This window comes from Gordonia sp. 11cp, assembly GCF_057767225.1.
The window spans coordinates 160,850-176,110 of the sequence record NZ_JBYLSD010000002.1; the positions used below are offsets into that span (position 1 = coordinate 160,850).

At 65.2% G+C, this 15,261-nt stretch carries 15 protein-coding genes; 9 read left to right on the plus strand and 6 right to left on the minus strand.

Annotated features, from left to right (window positions below; translation table 11 throughout):
- Positions 1-9: 9 nt before the first annotated feature.
- Both AC3B6C_RS25585 and AC3B6C_RS25590 read left to right on the plus strand, forming a co-directional pair.
- Entirely contained in the window at positions 10-654 is a 645-nt protein-coding gene (locus AC3B6C_RS25585) for a DsbA family protein (protein ID WP_075863778.1), read from the plus strand.
- Between the two features lie 65 nt (positions 655-719).
- Positions 720-1,292 (plus strand): vitamin K epoxide reductase family protein, encoded by a 573-nt coding sequence (locus tag AC3B6C_RS25590; RefSeq protein WP_211540803.1) that lies wholly within the window; start codon positions 720-722, stop codon positions 1,290-1,292.
- A gap of 97 nt (positions 1,293-1,389) precedes the next feature.
- Here AC3B6C_RS25590 and AC3B6C_RS25595 read toward each other — a convergent pair whose 3' ends face one another.
- The 3 genes from AC3B6C_RS25595 to AC3B6C_RS25605 all read right to left on the minus strand — a co-directional run bounded on the left by AC3B6C_RS25595 (position 1,390) and on the right by AC3B6C_RS25605 (position 3,967).
- Positions 1,390-2,331, minus strand: a complete 942-nt coding sequence (locus tag AC3B6C_RS25595; RefSeq protein ID WP_127964025.1) for a cation diffusion facilitator family transporter — start codon at positions 2,329-2,331, stop codon at positions 1,390-1,392.
- Positions 2,332-2,537: 206 nt separating this feature from the next.
- Complete coding sequence (locus AC3B6C_RS25600) at positions 2,538-3,350, minus strand: cytochrome c biogenesis CcdA family protein (protein WP_211540772.1); 813 nt, start codon at positions 3,348-3,350, stop codon at positions 2,538-2,540.
- A complete protein-coding gene (locus AC3B6C_RS25605) occupies positions 3,347-3,967 on the minus strand; it encodes a TlpA family protein disulfide reductase (protein WP_084813247.1) in 621 nt (206 codons plus the stop codon). The genes AC3B6C_RS25600 and AC3B6C_RS25605 overlap by 4 nt, the downstream gene beginning before the upstream one ends.
- A gap of 532 nt (positions 3,968-4,499) precedes the next feature.
- Here AC3B6C_RS25605 and AC3B6C_RS25610 point away from each other — a divergent pair.
- From AC3B6C_RS25610 to AC3B6C_RS25620, 3 genes are all read left to right on the plus strand, one after another.
- The gene (locus tag AC3B6C_RS25610; protein ID WP_258325144.1) at positions 4,500-5,294 is read left to right on the plus strand and encodes a M23 family metallopeptidase; all 795 of its coding nucleotides are present in this window, start codon (positions 4,500-4,502) and stop codon (positions 5,292-5,294) included.
- Between the two features lie 231 nt (positions 5,295-5,525).
- Positions 5,526-7,316, plus strand: coding sequence for an aa3-type cytochrome oxidase subunit I (gene ctaD, locus AC3B6C_RS25615; RefSeq protein WP_211540771.1), 1,791 nt, complete (start codon positions 5,526-5,528; stop codon positions 7,314-7,316).
- Positions 7,313-7,588, plus strand: coding sequence for a hypothetical protein (locus tag AC3B6C_RS25620; RefSeq protein WP_211540770.1), 276 nt, complete (start codon positions 7,313-7,315; stop codon positions 7,586-7,588). Before ctaD ends, AC3B6C_RS25620 begins: the two co-directional genes overlap by 4 nt.
- Positions 7,589-7,904: 316 nt before the next feature.
- Here the strand turns inward: AC3B6C_RS25620 and AC3B6C_RS25625 are convergent, their stop codons facing one another.
- Together AC3B6C_RS25625 and AC3B6C_RS25630 are read right to left on the minus strand one after the other, a co-directional pair.
- On the minus strand, positions 7,905-8,837 hold the full coding sequence (locus tag AC3B6C_RS25625; protein ID WP_075863791.1) for a M56 family metallopeptidase: 933 nt from the start codon (positions 8,835-8,837) through the stop codon (positions 7,905-7,907).
- A 4-nt stretch (positions 8,838-8,841) separates the two neighbouring features.
- On the minus strand, positions 8,842-9,213 hold the full coding sequence (locus tag AC3B6C_RS25630; protein WP_005199796.1) for a BlaI/MecI/CopY family transcriptional regulator: 372 nt from the start codon (positions 9,211-9,213) through the stop codon (positions 8,842-8,844).
- A gap of 214 nt (positions 9,214-9,427) precedes the next feature.
- On the opposite strand from AC3B6C_RS25630, the gene AC3B6C_RS25635 reads away from it, so the two are divergent.
- Positions 9,428-11,626 carry a heavy metal translocating P-type ATPase gene (locus tag AC3B6C_RS25635; RefSeq protein ID WP_488376589.1) on the plus strand — a complete coding sequence of 733 codons (2,199 nt, stop codon included), beginning with the start codon at positions 9,428-9,430 and terminating at the stop codon, positions 11,624-11,626.
- Here AC3B6C_RS25635 and AC3B6C_RS25640 read toward each other — a convergent pair.
- Complete coding sequence (locus tag AC3B6C_RS25640) at positions 11,564-13,609, minus strand: cytochrome c oxidase assembly protein (protein WP_258325157.1); 2,046 nt, start codon at positions 13,607-13,609, stop codon at positions 11,564-11,566. The genes AC3B6C_RS25635 and AC3B6C_RS25640 overlap by 63 nt on opposite strands.
- 369 nt (positions 13,610-13,978) lie before the next feature.
- On the opposite strand from AC3B6C_RS25640, the gene AC3B6C_RS25645 reads away from it, so the two are divergent.
- From AC3B6C_RS25645 to AC3B6C_RS25655, 3 genes are read left to right on the plus strand one after another with little or no spacing between them, the layout of a single operon-like run.
- On the plus strand, positions 13,979-14,185 hold the full coding sequence (locus AC3B6C_RS25645; RefSeq protein WP_075863793.1) for a heavy-metal-associated domain-containing protein: 207 nt from the start codon (positions 13,979-13,981) through the stop codon (positions 14,183-14,185).
- Entirely contained in the window at positions 14,133-14,258 is a 126-nt protein-coding gene (locus AC3B6C_RS25650; protein WP_414965396.1) for a hypothetical protein, read from the plus strand. Before AC3B6C_RS25645 ends, AC3B6C_RS25650 begins: the two co-directional genes overlap by 53 nt.
- A 17-nt stretch (positions 14,259-14,275) precedes the next feature.
- A complete protein-coding gene (locus AC3B6C_RS25655) occupies positions 14,276-15,235 on the plus strand; it encodes a hypothetical protein (RefSeq protein WP_488376494.1) in 960 nt (319 codons plus the stop codon).
- Positions 15,236-15,261: the final 26 nt, after the last annotated feature.

A 15,261-nucleotide genomic window follows, 5' to 3' on the forward strand; every position in this document is an offset into this window, starting at 1 on the left:
GATGCCCCGGTGAGCCGCACCGTCAAGATCTCACTCGCCGTAGTGTTCGTGTTCTGCCTGGCGCTGACAGTGGTGTTCGTGGTGTCCCGGGCCGGCGACAGCGAACAGGCTGCCGCCCAGGCGAGCATGACGGTACGGGATGATTCCCCACGTCTATCGACTCCGACCGAGTCCAAGGCAACATTCGTGGAATTCCTGGACTTCGAATGTGAAGGGTGCGGGGCGGCATACCCGGCGGTGGAGCAGCTTCGCCAAACATACGGCGATCAGGTCACTTTCGTGGTCCGCTACTTCCCGCTCCCCGGGCATTTCAACGCTGACCGCGCGGCACGGGCCGTGGCTGCCGCGGCCGAGCAAGGTCAGTTCGAACCGATGTACCGCAAGATGTTCGACACCCAACGCAGCTGGGGTGAGCAGCGGGTACCGCTGGATGATCTGTTCTTCTCCTATGCCCAGGAGCTCGGTCTGGACATGGATCGATTCGCCGCCGACTACAACTCGCAGGCCACCCGCGAACTCATCGACCGCGATGTCGCTGACGGCAAAGCGCTGGGTGTCACCGGTACACCCACCTTCTTCATCAACGATGAACTGATCAAACCCGAGAGCTATGGCGATCTGAGCTCGGCGCTCGAATCCGCAGTACGCCAGTGACCGTCCCACCACCACCCCGCCAGGCCTCGCCATCCTCACCCTCGGCGCCAGTGACACGATTCCCAGTGTCTCCGCGACTGCTCGGGTGGATCCTTGCGGTCTGCGGAGGTATCGGGCTCATCGCTGCGTTCACGCTGACGGTTGAAAAGTTCGAACTGGCAACCGATCCGGCGTACACACCGACCTGCAGTATCAACCCGATCGTCAATTGCGGATCGGTGATGGACACCCCCCAGGCGGTCGTCTTCGGGTTTCCCAACTCACTGATCGGAATTGCCGGCTTCTCCGCGCTGATTGCTGTCGCGGTCCTGATGGGGAGCCGGCCGCCCACCTGGGTCATGATCGGGCTGCAGAGTGGGTTGACGGGTGCGGTGGTGTTCGTCCATTGGCTGATCTTCCAGAGCCTGTACCGAATCAACGCGCTCTGTCCGTACTGCATGGCCGTGTGGGTGGTTGTCGTGGTTGCCTTTTGGTATGTGAGCCTGCGCAATGCCGACCATTTCTGCCCACCCGGGACAGCACGCCGAGCCCTCGATGCGATCCTCACGGTGCACACCGTGGTACCGCTGGTGTGGGTGCTGGCAGTGATCGCCCTTATCGCCCACCGTTTCTGGTGGTACTGGTCGACGCTGATGTGACACCTCCGCGGCAGCGCCCGGCCGAGACGGCAGACTCGTGTAGCAGAGATCTGCACTCGCGCAGACCGCAGGTGTGGTGTGACGCCGATGTGATCCCTCACGGGTGATGGGTGGCTAACGCTTCCTCGTGGTGGCGCTGGGCGCTGGTCTCGAGCTGGAAGGTGGAATGCTCGAAGGAGATGGCGAAGTGGGTCGCCACGCAGGTCCGGATGTCATCCAAGATGGTGGGGGCGTGGCCGTCCTGGAAGCAGTCGTCATCGACCACAATGTGAGCGCTGATGATCGGTAGGCCCGTGGCCACCGTCGATGCGTGAAGGTCGTGCACGTCGTGCACACGATCCATCTCGAGGATGTGGGCCCTGACGTCGTCGAGATCGATCCCTTTCGGGGTGAATTCCATCAGCACCCGCGTCGTCTCGGCCATGAGTTTGAGGGCGCGGGGTGCGATGAGCGCGGCGATGAACAACCCGGCCAGCGCGTCAGCTTGTTGGAAACCGGTGGTAGCGATGACGATTGCGGCGACGATCACACCCAGCGACCCCAGTGCGTCGTTGAGGACCTCCAGAAACGCCGCTCGCATGTTGAAGTTGGCGCCGCGTCCCGAGGCGAGCACAAGCATGGCGACGATGTTCGCCACGAGCCCGATGACTCCGAAGAGCAGGAGTTCGGTCGAGGGCACCTCGGGTGGCGAGAACAGTCGTCGTACGCCTTCGACAGCAGCGTAGAGGCCCACAGCGAGCAGCAGCGAGGCCTGCCCCAGAGCGGCGATGACCTCGATGCGCCGCAATCCCCACGTGCGGGTTTTGCTGACCGGGCGGTGCATCACGGTTGCTGCGACGAGCGCGACCGCTAAACCGATCGCATCTGTCGCGGCGTGTGCGGTGTCGGTCAGCAGCGCCAGACTTCCCGTGATCACCGACCCGACAAGCTGGGCCACGACAATGATCCCCGTCAGAGCAAACGCGATCGCCAACCGGACACGCAGCGACGAGTCGCTGGATGCGGGGTCGGTTGGTCCGTGATTGTGTCCGGCTCCCATGCGTCGTACTCCCTCTCATCCACACCCAGATAGCTACGCTGTCCACATATATCAATACATGCGCATGTGACTATATGACAGATCGGGGCGGAACGGAACCGGCGGATCACGTCACGACTGAATCGGGATGTGCTGAGATGGCCCGACGTCGGCGGCGTGATGCCGGTGGTATTGGGTCCGTCGAAACGGCGCCGCCACTACAGGCCTCAGATGGGTAGTTGGGTATCGGTGATGAACGCGTCGCGGACCCACACGATGAATTGATCCCACAGGCCGGTAATCAAGGCGATACCTACCGCGATCATCATGGCGCCGCCGACGATCTGGATCATGCGGGCGTGGGTCCGCAACCAGCCGAGGCTGCGCAACGCCCACGCCGAGGAAAACGCAAGCACGACAAAAGGAATACCAAGGCCCGCGCAGTACGCCACGATCAGCGCGACGCCCTTCGCTGCGGTGGCACCTTCGGTGCCGCTGGCCGTAGCAATGACCGCCGCGAGCGTGGGCCCTAGGCATGGGGTCCACCCGAGTGCAAAGACCCCGCCGAGCAGCGGAGCGCCGGCGATGTTGGAGACGCGGCGGGGGGCGAACCGTCGTTCCTGTTGCAGTGCCGGCACCAGCCCGATGAACACCAGACCCATGATGATGGTGACCACGCCGCCGATGCGCTGGAGGACTTCACGATTCACCACGAAAGTGGTGGTGACTCCGAGTACGGTGGCGGTCGCTGCCACGAAGACCACGGTGAAACCGAGGACGAACAGGCCTGCGGCGAGCGCCACGCGCGAACGACCCCGCTTGTTCGGCTCCCCCACCGACACCGCAGGCGCCTCGGCGCCGACCACGCCAGCCAGATACGACAGATACCCCGGAACGAGGGGGACCACGCACGGTGAGGCGAACGACACCAGTCCGGCGATCACGCACGCGAGCAGCGCCAGTAGGAGCGGACCGCTGGCGACGAGGTTGGCAAACGTCTCGCCGACCGCGGCCTGCACTTCGACCGACTGCGGGGTCATTGGGGTGGTGCCACAGGCTCGGCGAGAACTCGCTGAACTGTTGACCCGAGTTCGTCGGCGGTGATGGCCTTGAGGAACACCGCGGCCGGACGGTGGTCGCGGTCGAGCACGATGGTGGTCGGCACCACCGACGTTGGGGTGGTCAGCGCAGCCAGGGTCAGACCGGCAAAGTCGTAGATCGAGGGAAAGGCGACTTTTCTGTCGATAATGAAGTCCTTCGCTGCCTGCCGGTTGTCGCGCAGATTGATACCGAGGAACTCGACTCCCGAGGCCTTGTTCTGGGCGTAGACATGCTCGAGGTCGTCGGCTTCTCCCCGGCAGGGTCCGCACCACGAACCCCAGACGTTGATGACGACGACTTTGCCTGCGAAGTCGTCGAGTCCGATGGTCTGGTCGGTCACCACGTCAGGGCCGGAGACGGTAGCGATCCTCTGACGGCTCGCGGGCGGATCGTAGGTGATGACCGTCTGCCCGCCGGGCGAGACGAACTGAAAGGTTCCCCCCTGCGCAACGGCGTCGTCGCCAGCGCTACCACAACCCGACGCTACCCACGGCACCACGCATATCAGCGCCAGGACCGCCGCCCGCACCGCGGATACCCTTCTCCCCTGCTGCACCAGCACTCCTCGACGTTGATCTACTACGCAGCGTGGTAGATCACCATTCGACTTGTCAACATAGGCATAGTTTTTGTGGCCCTCACCCGACCGGTGGCCGACTTTCTGCGGCGTACATGTGTGACGTTCACCGAGTGCGTTAGGAACGCCCACCTGCTAATACGTTCGGACTCGGGCGTGTTTCCCGACTCGGCAGTCACTGCCCATCCGCAACTACATCACCTAGTAGTAGAGGCCCCGCGATTGCGATGGGCACTCAATCAGATCGTGTTACTGCTGTGACCTGTGGGGCCTATGGTTCGAACGGAGGGCTGCCGATCGTGGCCTCATGTGCACCTGGCGTGTGGTGCTGAACGTCAGTGCGTCGCGCCCGTCTCCGGAAGGTCTCGCTGGCATGCCTATGTCGTCCCTCACCCGCCGCTGCGGCGCTCCACGGCCTTGTCTGAGACTGGGGGTCGCAGGAATCGTTGCTGCGGTTCTGCTGAGCTTCTCGGTCGACGCTCGAGCACGAGCCGACGCCGATACCGCCCATGTGACTCAGCAGTTCGCCCAACTGGTCGCCGAGACGATCTCGGCAACACTGGGCGGCCCGGCGATGGGAACCCTCGCCGACGAGATCCGAACAGTCAGCACATGTCTGGCCGACCGAGCGCGCCCAGTCGAGCCGCCAGTGCCAGCCGAGGATCCCATCACTGCGGTGGGATGCTTCGCCGCCGTGCTCGGTGCGGGACGAGCAGCCGCCGAACTGATTGTCGACGCGCTGCCGATCGGGCGGTTGCTGGCGCTTCTGGCTTTCGAGATGCGTCCCCATGATCCCGCGGCTGCGCACCCGGCACCAGCCGGTCCACCCGTCTATTCGTCGCCGTCGCCGGGGTCGGTGGTCGCTCCCACGAACGGCCGAGTCACCTCCACCTTCGGTGACGGCCGCGGCCATCAGGGTATGGACATCGGCAACGACCTGGGGGCACCGATTTTCGCGGTCACCGACGGCGAAGTGATCAACTCGGGGCCAGCTGAAGGCTTCGGGTTGTGGGTACGCATCCGGCATGCCGACGGAACAATCACGACCTACGGCCACAACGACGACAATCTCATCAACGCGACAGCACCGGTCACGGTCGGTCAACCCATTGCCACGGTGGGCAATCGTGGCAACTCGACCGGGCCTCACCTGCACTTCGAGGTTGCTGATGCATCCGGCGCCGCCCTCGACCCGGTGCGATGGCTCGCCGAACGCGGCGTCAGTCTGCCCTCCGACAGCGACGCCGAACCTACTATCACGCCCAACGAACCGCCGAGCACCGGAAGCGCAGACCTCTGGCGGTAAGGGTGGCTGCGGCGCACGGTCGCGACTTACCGGTCGGGCCGAACTCAATGAGGGAGGCGACGTTTCGCCGCGGTTCTGTCGCCTCCCGGTCGAGACTCGGGATTCCAGTACCAACTATGCTACCTAGTAGTTAATCGACTACAGTCCGTAGTAACGGCCCGGGAAGTCGCACGCACGATGCGCGTGTTGCTTCGATCAGGGCCACCATTTTCCGAGTCAGATGGAGGCCTCATGACCGCGGTGTCCCCGCGCCCGCCCGAGGTGGTCGCCACGCGGCCCTATCCCGAGCGGCGAAAGGCCAAAGGGTCATTCATCTACACGATGCTGACCACGACCGATCACAAGCTGATCGGCATGATGTACATCGTCGCGTGCTTCGGGTTCTTCCTCATCGGCGGATTGATGGCGCTGCTGATGCGCGGAGAACTTACGACGCCGGGCATGCAATTCCTCTCGACCGAGCAGTACAACCAGCTGTTCACCATGCACGGCACGATCATGCTGCTGATGTATGCCACCCCCATCGTGATCGGCTTCGCCAACTTCGTACTGCCCCTGCAGATCGGCGCTCCCGACGTCGCCTTCCCGCGACTCAACGCACTGGGTTTCTGGCTGTTCGTCTTCGGTTCGACCATCGCGATCGCCGGCTTCATCACCCCGGGTGGCGCCGCGGACTTCGGCTGGACCGCCTACACCCCGCTCAGCGACGCCATCCACTCACCCGGCGTCGGCTCCGACATGTGGTTTCTCGGACTGACCGTGTCTGGTCTGGGCACCATCCTGGGCGCGGTCAACATGGTCACCACGGTCATCTGTCTGCGCGCACCGGGAATGACGATGTTCCGCATGCCCATCTTCACGTGGAACATCCTGGTCACCAGTGTGCTGATCTTGCTGGTGTTCCCGCTGCTCACCGCGGCATTGCTTGGCGCCGAAGTCGACCGCCAGTTCGGCGCGCATCTGTTCGATCCAGCCAACGGCGGCGCCATTCTCTGGCAGCACATGTTCTGGTTCTTCGGTCACCCCGAGGTGTACATCATCGCGCTGCCGTTCTTCGGCATCGTCTCCGAGATCTTCCCGGTCTTCAGCCGTAAACCGTTGTTCGGGTACTCAGGACTGGTCTACGCCACCCTCGCCATCGCCGCCCTGTCGGTCGCGGTGTGGGCACACCACATGTACGTCACCGGTGCCGTGCTGTTGCCGTTCTTCTCCTTCATGACCTTCCTGATCGCGGTACCCACGGGCGTGAAGTTCTTCAACTGGATCGGCACAATGTGGCGCGGCCACATGACCTTTGAAACCCCGATGCTGTTCTCGGTCGGCTTCATGGTCACCTTCCTGTTCGGCGGACTCACCGGTGTGCTGTTGGCCAGTCCGCCGATCGACTTCCAACTCTCCGACAGCTACTTCGTGGTGGCCCACTTCCACTACGTGCTCTTCGGCACGATCGTGTTCGCCACCTACGCCGGCATCTACTTCTGGTTCCCGAAGATGACCGGCCGACTGCTCGACGAACGCTTGGGCAAGATCCACTTCTGGTTGACGTTCATTGGCTTTCACCTCACCTTCTTGGTGCAGCACTGGCTCGGAGCCGAAGGCATGCCCCGCCGGTACGCCGACTACCTGCCCTCAGACGGCTTCACCACGCTCAACATCATCTCCACCGCCGGCGCGTTCGTCCTCGGCGTCTCGACACTGCCGTTCCTGTGGAACGTCTTCCGCAGCTACCGCTACGGCGAGGTCGTGACCGTCGACGATCCATGGGGCTTCGGCAACTCGCTGGAGTGGGCCACCAGCTGCCCGCCGCCGCGCCACAACTTCACCGAACTGCCCCGCATCCGGTCAGAACGTCCGGCGTTCGAACTGCACTACCCGCACATGGTGGAGCGGATGCGCGCCGAAGCCCACGTCGGCACACGGCACGGTGAACCCAGCGAGGCGGCCGAAGAAGTCCGCCGTGCGCCGCTGACCACCGGAGACCACGAAGCATCTACAGATCCCGACCCGGAGAGCCGACCGTGAGCAACTACCCCTACCCAGCACTCGACCAGGCCCCCGTCCCGCGATCGCGCCGCCCGCTGACCGTTCCGCGGTGGTTCGCCATCCTCGCAGTCGGCTACACCGCGGTGATGACCTTTGCGCTGACCCTGCTCGCAGGCTCTGTCCTCGCTCAGGGCACTCCACTGCTGCTGTGGCTGATCGCGGCGACCGCGGCAATGTGTGCGGCCCGCGGTGCGGCCGCCGTCGCGACCCGAGCGATGAGGCCAGCACGAGGCCGTGCGGCGCGACCCTAGGCGAAGAAACTCACCACCATCCCCAGGTGGAGAACTCGTCGCACCGCGCGGCGGCGAGACCCGCAGCCACCAGGGCCTCCAAGATCACCGGGCCTGACTGAGGCCACCATCGTGCACTAGGTACCGATCACGCAGGGTGCCGCGATAACGCGCGACCGGCTTGGGCGTATGTCGCGAAGGCACGCGCGGGCTGCGATCGACACGCTGCGACGAGCGCCGGTCAGCGGCCGCTGCTCTCGGTGGCGCAAACAGACGCGACGCTCGTGGGTGTCGAGCAGTAGCAGCCCCTGTCGAGCGAATATGGCGTGACGGGGACTTACGCGGTGAGTCCATGTACGAGAACTGACAACACCGGAAGTGCCGCAGCCGTACACAACGCAGCACCCAAGAGGGGTAGCACGCTCGCCGCAGCGTAGGTCGACTTCGTTGGCTCGATCGCGCCGTTCTCGAGCATCAGCAATCGGTAGCGCGTCGAGCGGGGCATGGGGGTCTCGGGGCCTACGCCCTGACTGGTCACGTGCGCGAGTGCGCTGCGCACGGCAGCTGTGCTGGTGACCCGAGCAGCCGACATGTCGGCATCTGCTTCGATCAAGGTCGCGACTGCCGCCGGCGCCCGGCGAAACAGCGGCACAAAGGGCAGAGCTCGTGCCATCACATCGCAGACCGCCAGAACGCGGTCGTGCCGGGACCTCAGATGGGCGAACTCGTGCGCTAGTACTGCGGCCCGCGCCTCGGCGGGCACGTCTGTGCGCAGCGCACTTGTTGCCACTACGAAGCCACTGCGCCCGCCGACGCAGTACGCCATGGGGTGGGGGTGATCGATCCAGAGCACGTCGGGGGTGTCGGGTTCGGTACTGCCCACCACAGCGACGACGTCGCGATGAAGACGGTGCACGCGATGCACGTCGCGGGTGTGCCGAGCGCACGACATCGCGGTGCGCGCGACCACGGCGATCAGGACCACGGCGACGGCAATGCCGTACACCTGGCTGAAATCGTCGCGCACCGCGTGCAGGACAGCTCCCGCGCACCGAGCCAAGGTGTCAACGAAGCGCTCGGCCGGCGGCGGGTCCGGCCACAACGCCGACAGCGCCGATAGAAACAACAATCCCACCGCCGTGGCGATACTGCTGACCCATGCGGTGATCAGTACCCGCGGTGACCATCGCTGGGGCAGTCGGTCGAGAACGTAGGGACCCAACACGCCCAGCACGGCCGCGCCCACCAGGTGGGCCAATGCGACGCTCACACTCTCAGCGCTTCCTCGGACGATCCGTCCGCGTCCGGGACAGGTGCTCGCTGAGGACCGCGCGCTCCTCGGGAGTAACCATCCGGGCGAAGTGCATCAGCACCGCCGTCGAATCGCCGCTGGCATCGAGCACCTGCCGCAGTGTCTGAGACGTCGCCTCCTCCCGCGACTGCAACGGGAAGTACCGATAGGCGCGGCTGATCTTCTCGCGACCCGCGAAGCCCTTCTTGTGCAGATTGGTGACCACGGTCAACACCGTCGTGTACGCCAAGTCGCGGTCGGCCAGCGCATCGACGATGTCGTGCACACTCATCGCCGCCGAAGCGCCCCACAGCACGTCCATCACCGCGCGTTCCAACGAACCCAACTGAGTCACCGTCGCCTGCCTGATCGCCTCGTATTTGCTGCCAGTCTAGAACAAACTACCCTGCTTAGTAGCCGAAGCCTGGTTGCCTCAGCCCTGCTGTCTCACTGCCCCATGGGGGCTCTCGCATCTCCTGCGGTGCCGTGCCCTCACCGCCTACTGAAAGCGCCCACCCGTGACCGACCTCGTTGACCACACGCACCCGACACGCCGCATCCAACTCGATGTGGGCGGAATGACCTGCGGTGCGTGCGCAGCTCGGGTGGAACGCAAACTCAACAAACTCGACGGCGTGCGCGCCTCGGTCAACTACGCCACTCGGCGAGCCACCGTGGAACTCGAGACCCACGCACACGTCGCCGATGCTATCGACGCCGTGCACACAGCAGGGTATGCGGCTGCGGAACTGTCCGAGCAGGCCCCTGCCGTCAACGAAGACTTAGCGACTGCGAAGGCACTGTTCACTCGGCTGATCGTCGCGCTAGCCCTGTTCGTGCCCCTGGCCAACCTCTCCGTGGTGCTTGCGGTCGTCCCCGACCTTCGCTTCCCCGGCTGGCAAGCAGTGTTGGTGGCGCTTGCCGCGCCGGTCGTGACCTACTGCGCGTGGCCCTTCTACCGCACCGCGGTGCGCACGTTGCGGACCGGCGTGGCCACGATGGACACCCTCGTCTCGCTGGGAGTGCTGGCCGCGACCGCGCTGTCGGTGTACTCAATGTTCTCGGCCGAGACGACGTCGACCGCAGGCCAGGGGGTGTGGTCGGCAATCTTCTCCAGTGACTCCATCTACCTCGAAGTTGCCGCCGGTGTCACCGTCTTCGTGCTGGCAGGACGCTACTACGAGGCGCGTGCCCGGACACAAGCTGTTCAAGCACTGACGGCGCTGGCCGCCCTGCGTGCCACCGACGCCCGAGTTGAGTGCGCAGGGGACACGACCATGCTCATACCCCTCGCGGAACTCAAAGTGGGGCAACGACTCATCGTGCTGCCGGGAGAGACCATTCCATCAGATGGGCAGGTGATCGAGGGCGCCGCCACTGTGGACCTCAGCGCCATGACCGGTGAGACGACGCCGGTTCAGGTGTCAGCCGAGCAAGGCTCCACCGCCGTCGGGGGCACGACGTGCCTCGACGGGCGACTACGCGTCGAAGTCACCGCAGTCGGTGAGGACACCCGCCTGGCCGAGATGATCGCGCTCGTCGACAGCGCGCAGACAGCCAAGGCTCGCGCTCAACGCGTCGCCGACCGTATCGCCGCGATCTTCGTTCCGTGTGTCATCGCCCTAGCCGCAGCCACTGTCGTGGGCTGGTCGCTCACCGGGGCGTCATGGGAGCACGCCGTGAGTGCCGCGGTGGCCGTGCTGGTCATCGCCTGTCCGTGCGCGCTGGGCCTGGCCATGCCCATGGCGCTGGTGATCGCTACCGGGCGAGGCGCCCAACTGGGCATCTTCCTCAAAGGACACGCCGCGTTGGAACTGTCCGGGACGATCGACGTGGTGGTCTTCGACAAGACCGGCACCCTCACCAACGGGCAGCCACACGTCACCGGCGTGTACACCGTCGACGACGACAGTGCCGAGCTGATCCTGGGCTGGGCGGCGACACTCGAGCAGCACACCAGCCACCCCATCGCCACCGCTATCGCTGCCGCAGCCGGTCCGCAGTCGCTTGCCGCACCGGTCGACGCGGTGGTCACCGACGTGGGTAGCGGCGTGCGAGGGGTGATCGACGGAGTGACGGTGCAGGTGGGTTCCCCGGCATGGATCGCCCGTAGCGCCGCGGTGCCCGCCGTGATCGACGCGCGGCGCGCTGACATCGAGCGCTCTGGGGGCACCGCGGTCTATGTCGCAGCCGATGATGCAGTCCGGGGCCTGATCGACATTCGCGATGGCATCAAACCCTCTGCCCGCCAGGCGGTCGATGAGTTGCACCGCATGGAAATTCGCACGTTCCTGGTCACCGGTGACAACGCCGGCGCAGCGCAGCGCACCGGGGAGCAGATCGGCATCGACGACGTGATCGCCGGGGTGCTCCCGGCCGAGAAGGTGGCCATCATCGACAATCTGCGCAGTAGTGGCGCCGGTGTGGCGATGGTCGGCGACGGCATCAACGACGGGCCCGCACTCGCGTCGGCTGATCTGGGCATTGCGATCGGACGCGGTACCGATGTTGCTATCGGCGCCGCCGACATCGTGTTAGTGCGCGATGACCTCACCACCGTCGCTCTGGCGCTGCAACTCGCCTCGGCCACGCGACGCACGATGCGCACCAATCTGGCATGGGCGTTCGGCTACAACCTCGCCGCGCTGCCGCTGGCTGCCGCTGGATTGCTCAATCCTCTGATCGCCGGGGCCGCAATGGCTTTGTCATCGTTTTTCGTCGTCTCCAACAGCCTGCGTTTGCAGAACTTCGCGCGTATAGACCGCTGAGGGCGACAGCGGCTGGGGTTGGGCCAACTGCGAGACCATCGCAGCGACGGTGTGGGAGGTGCCGGCATCGATGTCGGCGGATTCGGACCGATCGGGTCGGCGTTCGGCTCGCACCCACTGCGCCAACAGCACCAGGCAAACCAGCACCATCGGAATCTCGCTGATGACCGCAGCCACCACACCGCCCACCCATTGCGTGCGAGCCAGATCGGGATTCCACGGCAGCTGCAACTGGCTGTAGAAAGACTCGCCGATCACCGTGGTGGAGGTCATCAGCGCGATACCAAAGAAGGCGTGAAAAGGCATGACGGCGAACAGCAGACCAAGCCGCGCCAAAAACGGTAACTGTTTGGGTCCAGGATCGATCCCCACAGTCACCCAGAAGAACAGGTAGCCGGTGGCCAGGAACAGCACGCTCATCACGACGTGCCCCCAGTGGTAGCGGACGAGCACGTCGAACACCGGTGTGAAGTACACCAGATACGACGAGCCCACGAACAACGCGAACGCGGCAATCGGATTGAGCAGCAGCTGCAGGCCCCGCGAGCTGAGCACGATCAGCAGCGCCCGCCGGCACGCCGCGCCACCGGTGGTTCCGGTCGTCGGCAGCACCCTCAACAGCAAGGTGATCGGTGCACCACCCACCAGCAGGATGGGTGCGATCATGGTCAAACCCGTGTGTTCGGCCATGTGCACGCTGAACAACGCGTTGCCGTAGGCCTTGAGCCCAGAGCTGGTGGACACCACCACCACAGCGCACCCCGCGACCCACGACACCGTTCGCCGGATCGGCCACCGGTGTCCACTTGCCCGCTCCCGCCGGACGGCGACGAGATAGCCCACGACACCCACCACCGCCGCCACACCCACCACGAGATCAACACGCCACAGCGAGACCAGTGAACCGACATCGGGCGGGCCAGGAAGGGAATAACCCAGATAGACATCCCAGCCCGTGAATGGGTGGGCAATCAACCCGGGTGCGACCCTGGTGTCCATCACCGCCCAGCAGGCCACGGCCACCAGTGCGGTCGACGCGGCAAGGACAGAAGCGGTTGCCGGCGTCACCACGCCCCGGCGCAGGCGCACAAGGTCGGCCACCACCAGCACCGTCAGTACAGCCACCAACAGCCCCGCAGCGCGACCGAACGCCGACGACCACACATCGGGAGTCCGCAGCAGCAGCGTCACAGCCACCGCGCCCGCCAGTGCCATCACATCGGCGCCCAGGACAACGCCACCAACACGCCGGTCGGCCGCCTCGTCGATGGTCGCCGACCCCAGACCACGAACCCGGAACCGATCAGCCCACCGCAGCCCCACCGACAACGCCAAGCTCACTGCGAAGACAATGACCGCGCCGGTCGTGTAATCGTGGTCAGGACCCTGCGCGGCATTGCCGACCACGGGCAGCGCGAGCACACAAATCGCCGCGGGAACCACCAGCGCCGCCTGCATCGACCACCGCAGCGACACCGAACCGATCAGCACCACGACACCCGCAGCCACCACCACCAGCCACGCCAGCGCCGGCAAACTCACACTGAACGCGTAACCGACTTTGCCGCTCGAGACCATCGTGCCCACAGACACACCGGTGGTGTCTGCGGCCGCGGTGAAAGCCATGAAGAGCGCAACGACCACAGAGCACCCCGCGGCGCGACGGACGCGGCGAAACACTGGATAGACCGCAGCGTCGATGAAGCCTTGCGAGTCAGGGACGGCCGTGAGCACCATCGAGACCAGTCCCCCAAGCATCACCGCAGCCAACGCAAAGCCAGCGAAGTTGCCGACCACATCGGCGACAGCTGTGCCCGCCCCAGGATATGGATCTGCGCTTTCGACGTAGCGACTGGCGCCGGAGATCCAGGCGTAGATCACCAGCGCCACAATTAGCCCACCGACCAGCAGTGCAGCCATCAACCGGGGTACGGCTACGCCGCGCGGAGTTGACGGTGCGGTCGCCTCCGTCGACGGCTTCATATCACCCACCACCTACATGCTACTACTGCGCATAGTAATTACGGCGCACGGACTGTAGAACGGGTAGTCGTGGCTGATTCTCGGCTTGCTTGCCACCGCCTCGGTTCGCCGCGGGGCCGCGTCCGCGCGGGCCCTATCCAATCTTTCGCAGGATCGGTTCGGGCGCCCACTCCTCATCCCCGGTCTTTCCGCTCCCCCGGGTGCGCCGTGACGCTGGTCCGCCTTCGAGATCGGTGTCGGATCAGCGTCGAACGTTGATTACCCTAGGGGGGTATGGTACCAAGGTGGGAGTGGCTCAGTCGTCACTGCCGTGGGTGGGTCGGGGTATGGCCGCCCGGGGTATCGCCAGAAGGGAAGGGCAGCATCACTATGAGTACGTCTACCGTCACTGTCACCGGGATGACCTGCGGACATTGCGCCTCGTCGGTACGCGAACAGATCAGCACCCTCGACGGTGTCACCAATGTCGCCGTGGACGTGGCTAGCGGCCAGGTCACCATCGACAGCTCCGCTCCGCTGGAGCGTGACGCTATCCGCAGCGCAGTGCAAGAAGCCGGTTATCAACTCGCTGAGTGAGGTCGCGGGCCGGGCCGCCCCGGTGGTGGCCCGGCTCTCCTCGGCAGCGCAGCGTCGCTGGGCGATCTCCTGACAGACAGGATCATGACAATGAACGTGCCTTCTAGGCTGGGCCTTTTCGCTGGTGCGCTGGCGGTGGTCTTCGTGGCCGCCTACACTGTGGCAGCCGCGGTGGCCCCGGACCGGTCAGGCGCTGCTGGGTCGGACTCACCGGCGCACGCCGGACACCAGAGCGCACCGGCTTCGTCTGCCGCCGCGGCGCCGGGTGTGCGCGGGGTCACCGTCGGGTCGGGGGGTTATCTGCTGTCTGGACTCGCAGCGCCCGCGCAGGCCGGCCAGGCGGGCGTGTTGACGTTTTCGATCACCGACTCCGCCGGTTCGGCGGTCACCGACTACATGGTGGAACACGACAAACAACTGCACTTGATCGTGGTCCGGTCTGACGGCTCCGCATTCCGCCACGTGCACCCCACGGTGGATGCTGCTGGGCGGTGGTCGATTCCGTGGCAGTGGCAGACGGCCGGCACCTACCGGGTGTATGCCGATTTCGTTCCGGCAGCGACCGGTGAAACCTTAACGCTGACACGCACTCTCGAGGTGGGTGGAGACTATCAACCCCGCCCTCCAGCCGGTGAGTCGCGGCGGTCGGAGGTGGCCGGGTTCCAGGTCGAGGTGACCGGTGAGCTGCGCGCTGGCGCCGACTCAGAGCTGACTGTGACCGTGAGTCGCAACGGTCAGCCGGTCACCACCTTGCAGCCGTATCTGGGTGCCTTCGGGCATCTGGTGGCGTTGCGCGATGGCGACCTGGCCTACCTGCACGTGCATCCCGAAGGCTCGGCACCCACGCCAGGGCAGTTGTCCGGGCCGCAGGTGAGGTTTGCGACGAACGCACCGACACCGGGCCGCTACCTGCTCTATCTCGACTTCCAGGTCGACGGTCAGGTGCACACCGCGACGTTCGTCGTCGACACCGCTGCAGAGCGTGGTCGAGCAAGCGCGACATCCTCGTCGTCTCCGGCGTCGGTCCCGCCTGAGCACGCCGGGCACTGACCGCCCGTCATCCACCCGCCGGCTCA

Bases quoted from the DNA above. Each gene is read 5' to 3' on its own strand.
- AC3B6C_RS25595 (WP_127964025.1), bottom strand. From the start codon at position 2,331: ATGGGAGCCGGACACAATCACGGACCAACCGACCCCGCATCCAGCGAC.
- AC3B6C_RS25655 (WP_488376494.1), top strand. From the start codon at position 14,276: ATGAACGTGCCTTCTAGGCTGGGCCTTTTCGCTGGTGCGCTGGCGGTG.
- ctaD (WP_211540771.1), top strand. From the start codon at position 5,526: ATGACCGCGGTGTCCCCGCGCCCGCCCGAGGTGGTCGCCACGCGGCCC.
- AC3B6C_RS25640 (WP_258325157.1), bottom strand. From the start codon at position 13,609: ATGAAGCCGTCGACGGAGGCGACCGCACCGTCAACTCCGCGCGGCGTA.
- AC3B6C_RS25645 (WP_075863793.1), top strand. From the start codon at position 13,979: ATGAGTACGTCTACCGTCACTGTCACCGGGATGACCTGCGGACATTGC.
- AC3B6C_RS25600 (WP_211540772.1), bottom strand. From the start codon at position 3,350: ATGACCCCGCAGTCGGTCGAAGTGCAGGCCGCGGTCGGCGAGACGTTT.